The sequence below is a fragment of the Chryseobacterium sp. MIQD13 genome (assembly GCF_050496705.1).
Classification (GTDB): domain Bacteria; phylum Bacteroidota; class Bacteroidia; order Flavobacteriales; family Weeksellaceae; genus Chryseobacterium.
On the sequence record NZ_JBNWAF010000004.1, the window covers coordinates 462,131 to 479,968 of the forward strand.

Genomic DNA, 17,838 nt, shown 5'->3' on the forward strand with positions numbered 1-17,838 from the left:
CTTTGCACAAATAAAAAGTAAACATGTCTGATATTAAATTGAATACTATTCCAGAGGCTATCGAAGACCTTAAAAATGGTAAAATAATCATAGTAGTAGATGATGAGGACAGAGAAAACGAAGGTGATTTTCTTTGTGCTGCGGAGCTGACAACACCGGAAATTATCAATTTTATGGCATTCCACGGAAGAGGACTCATCTGTATGCCACTTCCTGAAAAAAGATGCGACGAGCTTGGCCTTGAGGTAATGGTAAGCAGAAGCAGCGATCCAAAGGAAACTGCTTTTACCGTTTCTGTTGACCTTCTTGGTAACGGAACTTCCACAGGTATTTCTGCGGGTGACAGAGCCAAAACAATTTTAGCTTTGATGGATGAAAAATCCAAGCCGACAGATTTCATGAGACCCGGCCATATTTTCCCGCTTCGTGCAAGAAAAGGAGGGGTTCTGAAAAGAGCCGGACATACTGAAGCAGCCATTGATCTGACAAATTTAGCAGGTTTAAAGGAAGGAGGTGTAATCTGTGAGATCATGAATGATGATGGTACTATGTCACGTTTGCCTGAACTTCACGCTTTTGCCCAGAAGCATGATATGAAGATCGTTTCTATTGAAGATCTGATCCATTATCAGCTTAAAAAAGGAAACCTGATCGAAAGGCTTGAAGAAAGAAAAGTAAAAACCGCTTACGGTGAATTTGATTTCTTCGCATTCAGAGAAACATCAAATGACCAGATCCATTTTGCATTGACAAAAGGTTCCTGGACGGTTGATGAGCCAGTGTTGGTAAGAGTTCAGTCTTCAGATTCTTATTTTGATGTATTGACAAGACTTAACAACGGGGAGAAACCTTTGTTGGAGAAAGTAACCAATATGATCAATGAAGAAGGAAAAGGCGCTGTGATCTTCATCAACAATGTTTCCAATTCTGAAAATACTCTGAGAAAACTTCAGCAGTTCCTGAATTATCAGGACGGGCAGGAGCAGCATCCTACTTTAGCATACAATTACAGGGATTACGGTATCGGAACACAGATACTGAAAAACCTGGGAATCAATAAATTCAAGGTAATTACTCAAAATCCTAATATCAAACCACAGGTTGGCGGATATGATGTAGAGGTTACAGAGTTGGTTCAGCTGTAAGGGAGACTTATCTATTTTGAATTAACTTTATTGCCAGTTTTTATTGGAAATTGAGAATTAAAAATAAATTCAATATAATAATATAAAAGGTTTAGGATTTTACTAAACCTTTTTTTATTTTTAAACCATGACAGAATCTTTGAAGAAACACATCAGACAGTATATTGAAATTTCAGACGAAAAACTGGAGAAATATTGCAGTGCCTTCAAGATTAAGAAATTAAAGAAAAAGGATTTTCTTTTAAAAGAGGGAGATATCTGTGAAGCCGAAGGCTTTGTATTGAGCGGATGTTTTAAAGTTTTCCGTACTGATAAAAATGCAGATGAGCAGATTCTGTATTTCGGAGTGGAAGACTGGTGGATCTCGGATATTGACAGTTTTATCAACCAGATTCCGTCCCAGCTCAATATTCAGGCCATTGAAGACAGTGAAATTCTTCTTATTTCAAAAGAAGATAAAGAAAGATTCTATCGGGAAATTCCTGAAATTGAAAGACTGATAAGGTTAAAATTTCAGATGTCAGTTATAGCTTTACAGCGCAGAATTATTGATAATTTAAGCAAACCTTCTGATGAACGTTATCAGGACTTTTTGAAAGAATATCCGCAAACAGCCCATCGCCTTACCAACATCCAGATTGCAGCTTATCTGGGCGTCACTCCTGAGTTTATAAGCAGAATCCGCCGGAAAATTGTGAGTAAGAATTAAGATTTAATAGTCAATAATGAATTTGCTTTGCAAGTGAATCTTTAGAGCCAAGAATCAAGATTTCAGACTATTGAAATTTTCAATTTAATGTCTCAAAATTCATTTTCTCTAAAACTCATATACTCTCTTACCCTCAAACTGATAGTTCTATCTCATCAAAATTTCTGAATCCGTTTAGAAGATCTTTTACCGTCATTCTTTTCTTGCCTTCAAGCTGGAGTTCCTGTGGAAAATAAACACCGTCCTGGGTATAAATTTTGAATTCATTTTTAGAAATGTCCAGAGTTCCGGAAGTTTTTCCATGATTTGTTATCTCAAATTTTCCTGCGAATATCTTTAATCCTTTCTCTTCTGCTCCAATCTTTAAGGTCGTGAAAGCAGCAGGATAAGGAGACATTCCAAGGATAAACCGATGTACTGTTTTTGAAGGAGCTTTCCAGTCGATTCTGGTATCTTCTTTAAAGATTTTATAAGCATTTTTTGGATGCTCTACCTGAGGCTGAGGTCTTTCAGTAATGGAATTTTCAGCCAGACCGTCAAGTGTTTTTACTACCAGCTTTGAACCCATTACCATTAATCTGTCGTGCAGACTTCCGGCGTTCTCATCGGGTAAAATATCAAGTTCTTCCTGAAGAAGAATATTTCCTTCATCTATTTTTTCATTGATAAAGAATGTGGTGGCTCCTGTTTTTTCTTCACCGTTAATTACCGCATAATTAATTGGAGCTGCACCTCTGTAATCAGGAAGCAACGATGCATGAAGATTGAACGTTCCCATTTTAGGCATTTCGAAAAGAACTTTAGGCATCATTCTGAAGGCAACTACCACAAAAACGTCAGCATCCAGTTTTCTAAGCTCTTCTAGAAATTCAGGATTTCTCAATTTTTCAGGTTGGAAAACGGGAATATTATTTTCTGAAGCATAAACTTTTACCGGCGACTGGCTGATCTTCTGACCACGTCCGCTGGCTTTATCTGCTACAGTTATAACACCAACAACTTCATGATTTGACTGATGGATAGCCTCCAAAGATGTTTTAGCAAATTCCGGAGTCCCTAAAAAAACGACTTTCAATGATTTCATGGTGCAAAGATAAGGGTTTTTTGAGTTTCGGGAAGCGCTGTAAGGTTAATTGTTGCGGGTTGGTAGTTGTTGGATTATCGTTGCGAACTGTATTAGAAAAGTCTCAAATTTTGACTCTAAAAAACGTGTAAAGCAAATTCATCATTGATAAAGATGCCTATTATGAATCACTCAATGCATATGTTCTGAAATTCAGCATCTTTACTTTTCCGGAATCCAGAAGGAAGATAAGATTTTCTAAAATATTGTTTTTAGAATGATAATTGAGCTGAACGGAAAGGTCCTCGATGGTAGAAGGTCTTTTAGCCAGCAGATTGATGATTTGCTGGGAAATATTTTTACCGAAAATGGATTGTTTATTCTTTTCACAAACTGAGCATTGACCACAATTTTTTGTGTTTTTTTCACCAAAGTAAGCAAGAATGAGCTTCATTTTACAGTAATCTGTATTTTCTATAAAAAACTTCATCTCTTCCCATTTCTGGATCTTATTTTTTTGGATATGTTCGAAAAGTTTCCAATAGGCTGCATTAATTACTCTTTCATCACGTGGCTTCAAAAATTTGATGCTTGAAAGAGCACCATCTACATATTCCAGATAATCCTTCTGCTGAAGTTCTTTAAGCCGCTCTTTGATTAAAGGGACACTTACTCCGATTTTACTGCTCACCTGCTGTTCACTGAACATTACTTTATGAGTCGTAATTCCTGATACCGTACGAAGCAGAAGTTCTATGAAATAAGCATCTTTTTGTGGCAGCTGGTCTATTTCCTCAGCATTGAAGAGAAGTTCCAGTGAAGACAGGCTTTTGTTGTCGTTATGATAGATGATTTCCTGGTTATGCAGAAAATTAAGAACATTACTGATCTTTGCTTTCGACAGCCGGGTGAAATTTTGGATTCCCTGAATATTCAGCTGGAAAACTTTCTCAGGTAATTCATGCTCTGCAACTTGGAAAATAGAGTAGAGGTAGGTAATGATCTTTAAAAATTCAGCTTTGTTAGGAGTCTGGTTTTTTAAGATTTCATCAAAATTGAGCAATTCCTGTTTGTTCCAAAGAAGGAATGCAAAACTGTCTTTACCGTCTCTTCCAGCTCTTCCGATTTCCTGGTAATAATTTTCCAATGATGGTGCAGGAGAAAAATGGATTACAAAGCGGACATTGTCCTTGTCTATTCCCATACCGAAGGCATTGGTCGAGATCAAAACGTGATTATCACTTTTATTCCAGATGGATTGTCTTGTATTCTTTTCTTTTGTAGTTAAACCTGCATGAAAATAATCTACGTTTTTTACCTGGTTTTTTTTTAGAAATTCTGCCAGCATTTCTGCATCCTTCCGGGTTCTTACATAGACAATTCCGGAATCATTACTATGCTTTAAAATATCAAAAACACGTTGAAATTTATCGGAGACTTCATCCAAAAAAATCCGGATATTTTCTCTTCTAAAACTTTTCTGAAAAACAAACGGTTTTTTTAGTTCCAGTTTATTTCTGATTTCTTCAAGTACTTTGGGAGTTGCGGTGGCGGTTAAGGCAAGGCAGGGAACTTTGGGATGATTTTGTCTGAATTCTTTGATATTCTGATAGCTCGGACGGAAATCCTGCCCCCATTCTGAAATACAGTGAGCTTCATCAACAGCAATGAATGACAGCTGGATTTCTTCAATGTTCTGAAGAAATTGTGTATTGGTTAATCTTTCAGGAGAAACATACAGTAATTTGGTAAGGCCGTCTTTACAACGGTCATAGATAGCTTCTGCATCATATTCATCTAGTTCGGAAGACAGATATTCTGCTTCAATGCCGCGATGCTTTAGCTGGCTCACCTGATCTTTCATCAGCGCAAGCAAAGGTGAAACTACAAGGCAGGTTCCTTCCTTTAATAAAGAGGGAAGCTGATAGCAGAGAGATTTTCCTGCACCTGTCGGCAAAAGAACGAGACTGTCATTTTCCTTAATAACAGCATCTATAATCTCTTCCTGAGAATCTCTGAAAGTATCATAACCCCAAAAATATTTCAGGGTATCATATTTTAATTTTTGGAAATCCTGCTGAGAAATCATAGGGTAAATGTAATAAAAGTATTACAACAAAAAAAGCCGTGCATTGCACGGCTTTGATATATTTACTAAAAAGTTTATTATTTAGCTTCGAAATATACTCTTCTGTTTGCTCTGTTTTTCCATTCAGGACATTTAGTAGCAGGTTCACACTCAGGGTATTTAAGGTCTTTTTCACCTCTACCGATTGCGTTTAATTTAGAAGATTCTACTCCGTTTTTGATCAAATAGTTTTTAACGCTATTTGCTCTTCTTTCAGATAATTTTTGGTTATAAGCATCAGAAGCTCTTGTATCTGTAGCTCCGATTACGTTATATGCTCCGTTTGAAGAGTTGATATAAGAAACAGCATTATTTAAGATTGGAGTGTTTGAAGGTAAAATTCTGTCAGAATTTAAATCAAACTCAATTCCTTCAAGCTTAGTTTCTGTTTCTACTACAGGTCCTGCAGTAGTTGTAGGACAGCCATTGTTTTCAACAGGTCCAGGAACTGTTACACACTTATCGTAAAGATCGATTACACCGTCAAGGTCAGTATCAAGAGCAACACCAGCACCATCCACTCTTGCACCAGCAGGAGTATCAAGCTGTCTGTCCCAATCGTCACAAACTCCGTCGTTATCAGCATCTCCTTTTTTACATACTTCAATATCCTGGTTTTTGTTAGCCAAAACATCAAGTTTGTAATAGATCTCCTGAAGTGGATCATGCCACATTAGGTGAGATTCGTGTTTTCCTAATTTTAAAGTAAGACCTAAAGTTGCATTGAAGAAGTTATCAGATACCTGCTCCTCACGCTTGTTGATTGCGCTGTATTTGTCACCTCCACCATCGAACTCATCATCACCGGTTACCACATACATTACTCTACCTTCAATATCAAGTCTGTTATTGATTTTGTATTTTAAACCTGTACCAGCTTGCATAAACATTGAACCTAGTTTGAAAGGCTTAACTTCTGTAGCAAGTCTTTGTCCGTTAATGTCTTTTTGATAAGCTCTGTAAGCGATAGTACCAATACCGGCATAACCGTGAAGTGCCCATCTGAAAGGTGAGTGGTTGTCAACTCTTCTCAATAAGTTAGAGAAGTTGATGTCTCCCAATAATGAGATCGCATCATATTGAGTTCTTGCACCTACAGCTGTTGCATCTGGTGCAGCATCTTTAGTATTGAACCATCCTTGTCTTGTTTCACCTCTGTCATATTGTAATTTTAAACCGAACGCATGAGTGATCGCTTTATCAATACTTAAATAAGCAGAGTATCCGAATAAGTTTTTACCGTTACCATTCTTGATAGATGTTAAATCCCCTGATTGTACCAATGGTACACCAGCACCGGCTGAAATAGACCAGTCATTAAATCTTTTTGATTGATTGGTAAACGGAGAAACATTGGCAGAACCAGAAGAAAACGTGTTTGGATATTCTCCATTTGAAACTGCTGTTGAGTCTTGCGCATAGCTCGCGGCTGGAATTGCCATTGCTAATGCTACAATTGCTAAACTTAATTTCATAGTGTATTTTTATTTAGTTAATTAAATGATTTAAATTTTATAAAACAGTTTTTATTCCTGTTTCTTATTTTGTAGGACAACCGTTGTTTTCAACAGGTCCGGGAACTGTTACACACTTATCGTATAAATCTATCACTCCGTCAAGATCCATATCTAAAGCTACACCTGCACCATCTACTCTTGCACCAGCAGGAGTATCAAGCTGTCTGTCCCAATCGTCACATACGCCGTCATTATCTGCGTCACCTTTTTCACATACCACAAGATCTGTAGCTGCATTTTCTAAAACGCTTGTTCTGTAGTATGCTTCCTGAAGCGGATCATGCCATGCCAAGTGAGATAGTTTGTTTCCTAATTTGAAAGAAACCCCTAAAGTAACTGACAATGCATTATCAGATCTGGAATCACTGATCATGTTATACTTTGAACCTGGAGTTGCAGGATCATAGTTATTTGGATCAGCCCATCCGCCTCCATCGAATTCATCATCCCCACTTATAATATACATAGCTCTTGCTTCAATATCAATAAGCTTTGATACCTTATATTTCAATCCAGTACCGAACTGATAGTAGATTGAATTAAAATCAAATTTTTGATCGATAAATAAAGGAACTCTTTTCGGGCTGTCGCTCCATCTGAACTCGTTTGCATCATGCAAGGAAGTATTGTAATTTTGGATACCGATACCTGCATAACCGTGTAATGCCCATCTGTAAGGTGAATGATTATCAACTCTTCTCAATAGATTAGAGAAGTTAATATCTCCCATTAAAGCAAGCTGGTTAAACTTTGTAGTTGCTGTTCCTACACCTGCTGCAATACCTGCCGCGCCATCTAACATTGCTTTCTGCTTAGTTTCTCCTCTCTGATAGATAAGGCTTAATCCAAAAGTATGAGTGATCTGCTTGTCAATACTTACATAAGCATTGTAGCCCCAGTTAACCTTTTTGTCATAAATAGATCTAAGGTCAGAGTGTACCATGAATGCAGCACCTCCTCCAACGGAAATAGACCAGTCATTAAAACGTCTGGCTTTGTTGTCGAAACGCTGTACATTAGCAGAACCTGAAGAGAAGGTATTAGGGTACTCACTAGACGAGTTTACTGTAGTACTATCCTGGGCATAAGCCGCGATAGGTAGTGTGGCCAATAATAATAAACCTAATTTCATATATGTTTTTTATGTTTTATTTAGATAAAATCTTTCAATAATATTTTAGAAAATTCCCTTTCGAATAAATGCTTTTGATGAGGAATTTCTAATTTTTTTGATTTGAATTTCAAATCATTATATTTAATGATATCAATATCTATTATTCTGTCACTATAGCCGCCCGATGCAATTGAATCCTCGGTTCTACCCATCTCCACTTCTATATTTTTAATAAATTCTAGCAGTTTGATAGGTGACAAATGAGTGAATATTTCTGATGCAATATTACAAAAAATATTGGAACTGACAAATTCTACGGGTTCCGTTATCAAAAATTCGCTTGTTTGTGAAATGTGATTACCGCCATCACTGATTTTCTTTAGAGCCAGTTGCAAATTTTTTTTTTGATCTCCAAGGTTACTTCCTAGTAACAAAACTACCTTATGCTGCGACATATTAGAAAATTGATTGAATTTATGAGAAGTTTCTTTAAAAACGTCTTGGCAAATATAGTGGCAATTGTCCTATTATGTGCCTTATTTTTCGTCTTTTTCATTATGATGCTAGTGTTCAGTTCCATGGGGAACGACAAATCTGTTGTAGTGAAAAACAATTCTGTTCTTACGATTAATTTAAAAACTAACATAATAGATAGTCCTACTGAAGAAGAAGTGGGGTTGTTCAATATCAGTGAAAAAAACAAGAGCGTTATGCTGTATGATGTGTTGGAGGCCATTAAGAAAGCTAAAGACGATGATAACATTAAAGGTATAAGTATTGAAGCTGATGATCTGCATGCAGGAATGACACAGATAGATGATATCAGAAGTGCTGTTGAGGACTTTAAAAAGAGTGGAAAATTTGTATATGCTTACGGGAATGCAGTTTCACAGGCTTCTTATTACTTAGGATCTGTTGCGGATCAATATTATCTTAATCCGTCAGGAATGATAGAATTGAAAGGGTTGGCTACTGAGGTTACATTCTTTAAAGATTTTGCTGACAAATATGGTATCGGTATAGAAGTTATAAGACATGGCAAATTTAAATCAGCGGTTGAACCTTTTTTAAGAAATGATATTTCTCCTGAGAATAAAGAACAATTGAGTACACTTTTAAATGATATCTGGAAAAGAAGTTCAACCAAAATGGCTGTTTCAAGAAAGATTGATACTGCTCAGTTCAGAACGGTTGTGGACAGCTTATATGGAATGATTCCAGAATTAAGCTTAAAATATAAACTTGCCGACAAACTGATTCAGAAAACAGAATATGATCAGATGATAAAAAGCAAGCTTAGTCTTAAAGAGAAAGAAAAATTGAATAAGGTATCGTTAGCTGGTTATATCAGTTCTTATGCGGGCGAAGATAAATCCGGGGAGAAAGTAGCTGTATTGTATGCTTCCGGAGGAATTAACAATGGTGACGGTTACAATGAGATCTATTCTGAAAAATATGTGAAATATATCAAAGATCTTCAGAATGATGATAAAGTAAAGGCTGTTGTTTTCAGAATCAATTCTCCTGGGGGAAGTGCCAATGCTTCAGATCAGATTTTATTTGAATTACAGCAGTTGAAAAAGAAAAAGCCTTTAGTAGTATCTTTTGGAGATTATGCAGCTTCCGGAGGATATTACATTGCAATGGCAGCTGATAAAATTTATTCTGAGCCTAATACACTGACAGGTTCTATCGGAGTTTTCGGAGTGATACCTTATTATAAGGATATTGCTAATAAGAACGGGATCCGTTCAGATATTGTCGCAACGAATGCCAATTCCCAGTATTATTCAGCTTTGAATGGGGTTACGCCTTATGGAGTAAGCCTGATTACAAGAAGTGTGGAAGGAACTTATAAGAGATTTGTGCATTTCGTTACTCAGAACAGGAAACAGACTTTCGAGCAGATCGACAGTGTAGGAGGGGGAAGAGTATGGAGCGGTGTACGTGCTAAAGAAATTGGTCTTGTAGATGAATTGGGAACATTAAACGACGCTGTGAAATTTGCAGCACAGAAAGCAGGATTAAAATCTTATCACGTGTCTTCTTATCCTAAAAGAATGACTCCGTTTGAGCAGGTTTTCAAAGATCTGAACGAAGAAGATGTTTCTGCAAGAATTATTAAAAACAAGATAGGAAAGGCAAATTATGAAATCCTTCAGCAGATTACAGATCAGAAGCTGCAGTCTGAAGTAAAAATGGAAATGCCATACCAGATTAAAATCAACTAAACTAAATTATATTGTACAAAAAATCCCGGAGCTGAATTTCAGTTCCGGGATTTTATTTTTTATCTGGCTTATTTAGCCTTTTTTCGTAGCCATTCCGTAGATCCAGAGAACGATTAGAGCTCCTCCTACAGCTAATAACATGCTTTTAAAATCAAAACTGTTAACCGAACCCCAGCCGATAAGGCTACCTACAAATCCGCCAACAAAAGCTCCGACAATACCTAAGATAATTGTCATCAGCCAACCGCCGCCCTGTGTTCCCGGCATAATAAGTTTTGCAATTGCACCTGCGATAAGACCAAATATGATCCAAGTTAAAATTCCCATAGTCCTAAATTTTTTTTGTTATTTGTATAAAATTTGTTGTACTAATTTAAAGATAAATATGATAAAAATCATCTTTTCTTGAAAAAAGAATCTACAAATTCTGTACCATTAAACAATTGAAGGTCCTGCATTTTTTCACCTACTCCTATGTATTTTACCGGAATCTGGAACTGATCTGATATACCGATGACAACACCGCCTTTAGCCGTTCCGTCAAGTTTTGTTACTGCCAGAGCATTCACTTCCGTGGCTGCTGTAAACTGTTTTGCCTGCTCAAATGCATTCTGTCCTGTAGACCCGTCAAGAACCAGAAGGATCTCATGGGGAGCATCAGGAATTACTTTCTGCATTACCCTTTTGATCTTGGAAAGCTCATTCATCAGATTGATTTTATTGTGAAGCCTTCCTGCAGTATCTATAATTACCACATCTGCACCTTGTGCCACAGCACTCTGTACGGTATCAAAAGCAACAGAAGCCGGATCTGAGCCCATATCCTGTTTGACGATAGGAACTCCAACTCTCTCACTCCATATGGTAAGCTGATCTACTGCTGCAGCTCTGAAGGTGTCTGCTGCTCCAAGAACAACCTTTTTTCCTTCCGATTTAAACTGATGAGCTAATTTCCCGATTGTAGTGGTTTTTCCGACACCATTTACACCAACAACCATTATTACATAAGGCTTTTTCGAGGTGTCAATATTTCCTGTTCCTGCATGAGGATTTTCAAGAAGTAATCCGGAGATTTCTTCGCGGAGAATATTGTCAAGCTCGCTTACATTTACATATTTATCACGGGCAACGCGTTCTTCAATTCTTTCTATGATCTTGATGGTTGTGGAAGCTCCTACGTCAGATGCAATCAGTATTTCTTCAAGATCATCCAGGACTTCATCATCTACTTTGCTTTTACCGACTACGGCCTTCGTCATTTTTTCAAAGAAACCTTGGCTGGATTTTTCCAGGCCTTTGTCTAAAGTTTCCTTTTCTTCTTTTTTGAAAATATTTTTAAACCAACTCATAGTTCATTCTTATTTGTTTTTTATAACTGCCGTAGCTTCTACCTCTATAAGAACATCATCTCTGAAAAGACGGCTTACTTCCACCAAGGTACTCACGGGAGGGTTTTGAAGGTTGATATATAAATCACGGATTTTTCTAAAGTCTGGCGTTTTGGAAATATCAGTGATAAAGATTCCCAGCTTTACAATATCTTTTCCTGTAGCTCCATATTCTTTCAGGATGTATTCAATATTTTTAAAAACCTGCTGGGTTTGCTGTTCAACAGTATTTCCTACAAGGTTACCTGCAGTATCCAGTGGAACCTGTCCGGAGAGAAGGATCATTTTAGAACTTCCACAGTCGATACTTGTCGATTGTGAAAGACCTTTAATGGTAAAAACTTCTGCGGAGCTTTTATATTCTACATTGCTCATTTTTTTCTGACCGAATGAAAATAGAAAAATTTCTGTGAAAACCAGAATAAGAATCTTTTTCATATGATGTATATTTAGTTGATTAATAATCTGGTGAACAAAGATAACAAAAAAACTACCCAAAATCTGAGTAGTTTTTTATATTGTAAATAAAGTGGAGATTATTTCTTCAAATAACCGTCTACTTCGTCTGCATTCATTACTTTTTCTTCGAAAACGTAAGCACCTGACTTAGATGACTTAACCATTTTCACAACTTTAGTCATTTTTTTTGACTGACCGCTTTGTAGGGTTGCTACTACTTTCTTTGCCATGGTAAAATATATTTATAAATTACTTGATTTCTTTGTGAACTGTAACTTTCTTAAGAACCGGATTGTATTTTTTCAATTCCAATCTTTCAGTAGTGTTCTTTTTATTTTTAGTAGAAATGTATCTTGACATTCCCGGCATACCGCTCTCTTTGTGCTCTGTACATTCAAGGATTACTTGAACTCTGTTTCCTTTTTTTGCCATGATTTATTAATTCTTTTTAATCAATCCGTTTCTAGTAGCTCTTTCAATAGCTTCCTCGATTCCAATCTTGTTAATCACTCTCAATCCATGAGCTGATACTTTCAGTGTTACGTGCTTATCTTGCTCCGGAAGGTAAAATTTCTTCTCTAATAAGTTAATTTCAAAACGACGCTTCGTTTTGTTATTAGCGTGAGAAACGTTGTTACCAACCATTGCACGCTTTCCTGTTATTTGGCAAATTCTTGACATATCTCGATGTTCTTATTTGTATAATATTTGAGAGTGCAAAATAACGAAGAATTTTTTAGATAGACAAATCTTTTGGAAAATATTTACAAATAACAGACTCATTAATAATCATGATTTTAAAATAAAAGAAATCCTGAGATAGGCTGAGCCAAGTGACTGATATATTTCATATAAGCTTTACTGTAAAAGCAAATCTGAATATTTTATCTTTGTTTTTAATTAATCTAAATAAAAATAAAATGAAGAGGATTTTTATTCTTTTATCTATGCTTCCTGTTGGGCTTTGGGCACAGGACTATGCTGAAATCCAGACCGGTATGAAGAATTTTTACTACGGATCAGCAGATGCAGCCGATATGGATAGTGATGGAAAGCAGGATATAGTGATCAACGGAGCGATTGATAGTGATGGTGATGGAAATGTTGACACCTCTTTTAACGAAGTATACAAAAATAATGGAACTTCACTGGTGCCTCATGCCAGTCTTGGAACGGATGCAACTCATTTAGGGGATATTAAATTCATGGATTTTAATAATGATGGTCTTCTGGATATTATTTCGACAGGATTGAGTTACAATGATGTGGTCAATTATAAACATTACAGATTCCGGAATTCAGGAGCAGGTTTTGTGAAGGAAGCTGATCTTGCCGGAAAGGTTTATGGATCTTTAGAAGCTTTTGATTTTAATAATGACGGTAAAACAGATTATGCAGTCAACGGAACACAATATGTAGAAGGAGCGGGATTTCTGAATAATCTGGATTTTTACAGGAATACCGGGACTGATTTTGAGATCTTTAAAGCCTGGCAGCCCGGAACACAGAACGGAAGCTTCAAATTTGTTGATCTTAATAATGACAATCTTCTTGACCTCGTTATTTTAGGGACGGAACAGGGAGATAATCCGGTTTGCAAAGTTTATATGAATCAGGCTGGAATATTGACTCTGTCTCAGGATCTTACTGCGCTGTCAGGTGGCAAAATGGATTTTGCAGATTTCAATGCAGACGGTTATCAGGATATTGTAATCTCCGGACAGGATAATAATTATAATGGTTATCTGGCGGTTCTGATGAATGACGGGACAGGAAACCTGGCAGAACAAAGATTTAATATTCCTGAAATTGCAGACTCATCTGTAGCTGCAGGTGATCTGAATAATGACGGATACTATGATTTTATTGTTTCTGGGAATGATGACAACAATGATGCTGTAGTAAAGACTTTTTTATACAATCCTTCAACTCAAAATTTTACTGAAAACATACCTACAGGTCTGCATATTTTAGGAGGTCCGGGTTTTGTGAATTTACTTGACTTTGACAATGACAACCGTCTGGATATTTTGCTGGCCGGATTTGATTGGGCAGATCCGGGCATGCCTTCACTTACCAAAATTTTCAAAAATACTTCTTCTGAAGTTAATCTGAAACCTGCACCTCCTGCAGTCCTTAATTTAACAAAAAACGGAAACCGTTTTAATTTCTCGTGGAGCGGTGCATCGGATGATAAGACACCTGCTAATGCACTTCGTTACGAAATTAAAGTAGGGTCTGCACCCGGAGCAGGAAATATTGCAAAATATGTGGTAACAACACCATCCTGGTTCCTGGATCTTGATCCTTCAGTCCAGAATGTATACTGGAGTGTAAGGTCAATAGATGCTTCAAAAACTTTTTCAGATGCCTCGGTACAGAACACTTTAGGAACACGTGATGTGGCTGTAAACGGAAAGGTTTCAATCTACCCTAATCCGGCATCGGAGAAAGTATTTATCAAAGGGGAAAAAGTTTCTGATATTGAAATGTATTCTATAGATGGACGAAAACAGAATATTGTTTTAAATAATGACCAGTCGGTCAGTGTATCCCATCTTCCGAAAGGAGTTTATTTATTAAAACTGAAAATTAAAAACGAAATAACCACTCAAAAACTTATGATTAAATAAAACTGAAGAGTTCTATTAGTAAGAAAAGCCAGTCGTCCAGCTGGCTTTTCTATTTTTTTTACTTTGATATATATTAAGGTAATTTTTGAACCACCTCGTCAAATCTTCGATTTGCCACCCCTCTGGAGGAGGGGAATTCTCACTGTTTGAATAGTAGTGGTCAGATACACTATTAATAATGTAATGAATAAAAAAACTTCAATGTTTGTCTTTTGTGACTTTTGTAGTCAAAATTTATTAATCACAGATTGTACGAATTTTCACAGATAATTGTGCTTATTTGTGTAAATCATTAGTGTTTTTTGAGTTTAAAATTATGCTTTCTTAGTTTTGCTTCTAAACTTTTCAATCAGGAAATAGAACAGCAAAAAGCCTAAAGCGAAAATAGAAAATCTTGACAACAGGTCTCCGGCTCTTGTATAGAAAGTCATCGTTTCGTAAAGATTCACTTTGGCAAATAATGTTGTTTTATCGCCATAGAAAGTATCAGCAACTACTTCTCCTTTTGCATTGATATGAGCAGATATACCGCTGTTGGCAGCACGTGCAATTTCTCTTCTGGTTTCTATGGCTCTCAGCCTGGCATAAGATAAAAGCTGTTTGTGTCCTTCTGTAACGCCCCACCACGAGTCGTTGGTCATAATGCCGAGAAAATTGGCTCCTTTTTTAACGTAATCTGTTGTAAACTCGCCATAGATGCTTTCATAGCAGATGATCGGGGCCATTCTGCCTTTGTTGTAAGGATTTGCAAAAGATTTTCTTTCCTTGTCTATTCCCAGAGAAGCGACGGTTCCGCCCAGATTAAGCATAGCGTCCCCTAAAAGAGGTTTCAGAACATTCATATACGGAAATATCTCAACTCCCGGAACAAGTTTTCCTTTGTGATACACCTGGATTTTCTGTTGTGGGTCGATCTGGATAGCTGTATTGTAACTTTCTACCCAAAGTTCAGGATTGAGCTGATAAGCCTCTTCCGGAATATTTTCCTGATTTTTATAAAAACGGTGAGAAGAAATTCCTGTTGCAAAAACGGATCCCGGATGCTTCGATAAAAATCCTTTGACATTGTTTAAAAGTAAACTCTTATCAAAAGCCGTTTCGGAAATGGATCCTCTTCCCGGAAGAGCAGTTTCCGGAGCGATATAATAATCTATTTTTCCTTTTGAATTACTTTCGGCTAAGGTTAAAAGATCATTTTCGATTGTAAGACTATCCTTTGAATATTTTTCAGCGTAAGGATCAAGATCAGGTTGTAGCATCAGAACGTTTACCTGACCGGAAGGCTTTTCATTGAAGTTATTGTATTTAACCAATGAAATAATCATAGGAAGAACAATTAAAGCAGCAACAATTGAAGTGTTTCTGATCAGATCTTTTCTTTTCCGTCCTGCCTCCCAGGTTCTTAAAGTATAGAAAATTAAAACATTAATTACCAGAATCCAGAAACTTCCGCCGGTTGCTCCCAGTGTGTCATACCATTGTACCAGCTTTGGGTATTCTGAAAACACATTTCCCAAATTCAGCCATGGCCATGTGAGCTCCCAATTAAGGTGGAATTTTTCAAAACTCATCCATATAGCGATCAGGAATCCTAGTCCCCAGTAGGTTCCCTGTGCGTTTTTATACCAATGATAGCACTGGAAAACAAGTGAATATAAAAAAGAATTTACAAGCACAGGAAATACCACCGCCATCATGGAGTGACTTCCGTCCGGGTTTTTAGAACCGTACAGCCACCCTGTTGTTACGATATTCCAAACGACAAAACAAAGATAGGAGAGTCCGAAGACCATCCAGCTTTTTCTTTTGTAGGATGAAAATTTTGAGATTCCGTGTTCCATCATCAAAAGAGGAACAAGGGCAAAAAATATAAAGAACGGAACACCGTAGGTAGGCCACGAAACAGACAGCAGCATTGCTGAAATGAGCGTAAGTAAGACGTATTTCATTAAATTAATTTAACACACAAATTTAATGTTTTTGAAATGAATAAATTTGCACCTGATGTTAAAGAAATTTTATAAAATTATTATCATTCCGTATACGCTGTTTTTACTCTACCTCATGTTCTGGGGAATGGGCAGGTTTCAGTATGAAGATAACCAGATCACTGTAGAGCCTGTTTTCTCTACTATAGAGTTTATCCACAATGCTATTGAATGGAGATACATTGTAATTATTGTTTTGGGCAATATTATTATGTTCACACCTTTTGGGTTTCTGGGCTGGCTTTTTCCTCAGCTTAAGAATCTGAAAATGCTGATATATACTTTTGTTTCCTCTATTGTTATTATTGAAGCACTCCAGTATTTTACCAGGATGGGAATCTTCGAGGTAGATGATATTATTCTTAATACTTTCGGTGTTTATCTGGGCTGGCTGCTGCGAAAATTTATTGAAAATAAGTTTCCCGGTCTGGTTATGTAATTTTTTTATAATTTTTAAGTCTATTTCAGTAAAGTTTATTTTTTTCCAAAATATTCTTTTTCAAAAGTTTTGTTTATCTTATCCACGTCAGTAATATTACTGGTGAAAGTCTTCCATATTTCTTTTTTGGTGTTTGCATCCAGTAAACTCCACTGAAAATAAGAAGCAGAATAATGTTTTATTTCTAATATATAATCTGAGTGAAAAGTGGTTAAGGTTTTTGCAAGTAAATACTCTCTTTCCTTATCCATAACGGAATATATAACACCGGAAGAATTAATATTATGCTTTTTAAAGGTATTGTCCAGTTCCTGCTTCAATTCATTAACCGTTTTTTCCGGTAATGAAAGGTTGTGATAGATAATTAAAACGTTATCAAAGTTTTTTGCATTAAAAGACGTGTCAGCAACAGCGCGAGACATATTGTTTGTAGAGCAGCTGCCTGTCAAAATTAATATACCAAAAGCGAAGAATAAATTTTTTAGAATCATTTTTGTATTGCTGGAATTAGGTTATTTTTTTCTAAATCATTGATTATTTTAATAGCCAGCTTTTCTCCACCACTTCTTTCTGTGAGCATATTGATTCCAAGTGTTGCCCCTGCACTATAAACTACATAATTATTCTTTTTATCAGTAATTGTTACAGCATAGCTTGCATGTGCTGTTCCGTCGGTCCATGTAACAATCTGGATATAATTGATGTTCATGATGTAGTTCGGGTTGTATTTTTCCTCAGTTTCTTTTATGATGGTATCATAATTGAGCATTGCGGGTCTGACAGCTAACGATTCATTTCCAACTGATCTTTTGTTTAGTTCTGAGCTAATTGCTGAAATAAAAGTGTCTTCAATTTTTTTTGATTTTCCACCATTAAAAATTACGAGTAATTTATCTAGTTTTCCATCTTTGAAGTCAGAAGAAACATTGCTGTTCATTTTTACGGTACTACAACTAAAGAATACCATTACTATGGCAAGAAGTAAAAATTTTAATTTCATTTGTGTGTTTTTAGGGAAGTAAAT

The 17,838-nt window shown here is 36.4% G+C and carries 19 protein-coding genes; 5 read left to right on the forward strand and 14 right to left on the reverse strand.

Annotation, left to right across the window (positions count from 1 at the left end):
• The first annotated feature begins 23 nt into the window (after positions 1-23).
• Positions 24-1,145, forward strand: coding sequence for a 3,4-dihydroxy-2-butanone-4-phosphate synthase (ribB, locus tag ACQWU4_RS19030; protein WP_429937322.1), 1,122 nt, complete (start codon positions 24-26; stop codon positions 1,143-1,145).
• A 127-nt stretch (positions 1,146-1,272) separates the two neighbouring features.
• Positions 1,273-1,854, forward strand: a complete 582-nt coding sequence (locus tag ACQWU4_RS19035; RefSeq protein ID WP_429937323.1) for a Crp/Fnr family transcriptional regulator — start codon at positions 1,273-1,275, stop codon at positions 1,852-1,854.
• Between the two features lie 133 nt (positions 1,855-1,987).
• Here the strand turns inward: ACQWU4_RS19035 and fmt are convergent, their stop codons facing one another.
• From fmt to folK, 5 genes are all read right to left on the reverse strand, one after another.
• Positions 1,988-2,938, reverse strand: a complete 951-nt coding sequence (gene fmt / locus ACQWU4_RS19040) for a methionyl-tRNA formyltransferase (protein WP_429937324.1) — start codon at positions 2,936-2,938, stop codon at positions 1,988-1,990.
• Positions 2,939-3,098: 160 nt separating this feature from the next.
• Positions 3,099-5,006: a RecQ family ATP-dependent DNA helicase gene (locus ACQWU4_RS19045; protein ID WP_429937325.1), complete on the reverse strand. Its 1,908-nt coding sequence runs from the start codon at positions 5,004-5,006 to the stop codon at positions 3,099-3,101.
• Positions 5,007-5,083: 77 nt separating this feature from the next.
• Positions 5,084-6,520 (reverse strand): OmpA family protein, encoded by a 1,437-nt coding sequence (locus ACQWU4_RS19050; protein ID WP_429937326.1) that lies wholly within the window; start codon positions 6,518-6,520, stop codon positions 5,084-5,086.
• A gap of 64 nt (positions 6,521-6,584) precedes the next feature.
• Complete coding sequence (locus ACQWU4_RS19055) at positions 6,585-7,694, reverse strand: OmpA family protein (protein WP_429937327.1); 1,110 nt, start codon at positions 7,692-7,694, stop codon at positions 6,585-6,587.
• 20 nt (positions 7,695-7,714) lie between these two features.
• Complete coding sequence (gene folK, locus ACQWU4_RS19060; protein WP_429937328.1) at positions 7,715-8,131, reverse strand: 2-amino-4-hydroxy-6-hydroxymethyldihydropteridine diphosphokinase; 417 nt, start codon at positions 8,129-8,131, stop codon at positions 7,715-7,717.
• Between the two features lie 21 nt (positions 8,132-8,152).
• On the opposite strand from folK, the gene sppA reads away from it, so the two are divergent.
• A complete protein-coding gene (sppA, locus tag ACQWU4_RS19065; protein ID WP_429937329.1) occupies positions 8,153-9,907 on the forward strand; it encodes a signal peptide peptidase SppA in 1,755 nt (584 codons plus the stop codon).
• 72 nt (positions 9,908-9,979) lie between these two features.
• Here the strand turns inward: sppA and ACQWU4_RS19070 are convergent, their stop codons facing one another.
• From ACQWU4_RS19070 to rpmB, 6 genes are all read right to left on the reverse strand, one after another.
• Positions 9,980-10,234: a GlsB/YeaQ/YmgE family stress response membrane protein gene (locus ACQWU4_RS19070; RefSeq protein ID WP_429937330.1), complete on the reverse strand. Its 255-nt coding sequence runs from the start codon at positions 10,232-10,234 to the stop codon at positions 9,980-9,982.
• Positions 10,235-10,302: 68 nt separating this feature from the next.
• Positions 10,303-11,256: a signal recognition particle-docking protein FtsY gene (gene ftsY / locus ACQWU4_RS19075; RefSeq protein ID WP_429937331.1), complete on the reverse strand. Its 954-nt coding sequence runs from the start codon at positions 11,254-11,256 to the stop codon at positions 10,303-10,305.
• A 9-nt stretch (positions 11,257-11,265) separates the two neighbouring features.
• Entirely contained in the window at positions 11,266-11,733 is a 468-nt protein-coding gene (locus tag ACQWU4_RS19080; protein ID WP_429937332.1) for a RidA family protein, read from the reverse strand.
• Positions 11,734-11,831: 98 nt separating this feature from the next.
• Positions 11,832-11,984: a DUF4295 domain-containing protein gene (locus ACQWU4_RS19085; RefSeq protein ID WP_002976755.1), complete on the reverse strand. Its 153-nt coding sequence runs from the start codon at positions 11,982-11,984 to the stop codon at positions 11,832-11,834.
• A gap of 19 nt (positions 11,985-12,003) precedes the next feature.
• A complete protein-coding gene (gene rpmG / locus ACQWU4_RS19090; RefSeq protein ID WP_027379950.1) occupies positions 12,004-12,186 on the reverse strand; it encodes a 50S ribosomal protein L33 in 183 nt (60 codons plus the stop codon).
• Positions 12,187-12,192: 6 nt separating this feature from the next.
• Positions 12,193-12,435 (reverse strand): 50S ribosomal protein L28, encoded by a 243-nt coding sequence (gene rpmB / locus ACQWU4_RS19095; RefSeq protein ID WP_002976757.1) that lies wholly within the window; start codon positions 12,433-12,435, stop codon positions 12,193-12,195.
• A gap of 239 nt (positions 12,436-12,674) precedes the next feature.
• On the opposite strand from rpmB, the gene ACQWU4_RS19100 reads away from it, so the two are divergent.
• Complete coding sequence (locus tag ACQWU4_RS19100; protein ID WP_429937333.1) at positions 12,675-14,387, forward strand: T9SS type A sorting domain-containing protein; 1,713 nt, start codon at positions 12,675-12,677, stop codon at positions 14,385-14,387.
• 314 nt (positions 14,388-14,701) lie between these two features.
• Here the strand turns inward: ACQWU4_RS19100 and lnt are convergent, their stop codons facing one another.
• Complete coding sequence (lnt, locus tag ACQWU4_RS19105; protein WP_429937334.1) at positions 14,702-16,336, reverse strand: apolipoprotein N-acyltransferase; 1,635 nt, start codon at positions 16,334-16,336, stop codon at positions 14,702-14,704.
• Positions 16,337-16,391: 55 nt separating this feature from the next.
• Here lnt and ACQWU4_RS19110 point away from each other — a divergent pair, with 55 nt between their 5' ends.
• Complete coding sequence (locus ACQWU4_RS19110; protein WP_429937335.1) at positions 16,392-16,814, forward strand: VanZ family protein; 423 nt, start codon at positions 16,392-16,394, stop codon at positions 16,812-16,814.
• A 35-nt stretch (positions 16,815-16,849) separates the two neighbouring features.
• On the opposite strand, the gene ACQWU4_RS19115 is transcribed toward ACQWU4_RS19110, so the two are convergent.
• Both ACQWU4_RS19115 and ACQWU4_RS19120 read right to left on the reverse strand, forming a co-directional pair.
• Positions 16,850-17,236: a hypothetical protein gene (locus tag ACQWU4_RS19115; RefSeq protein WP_429937336.1), complete on the reverse strand. Its 387-nt coding sequence runs from the start codon at positions 17,234-17,236 to the stop codon at positions 16,850-16,852.
• Between the two features lie 65 nt (positions 17,237-17,301).
• Complete coding sequence (locus tag ACQWU4_RS19120) at positions 17,302-17,814, reverse strand: hypothetical protein (RefSeq protein ID WP_429937337.1); 513 nt, start codon at positions 17,812-17,814, stop codon at positions 17,302-17,304.
• Positions 17,815-17,838 lie beyond the last annotated feature (24 nt).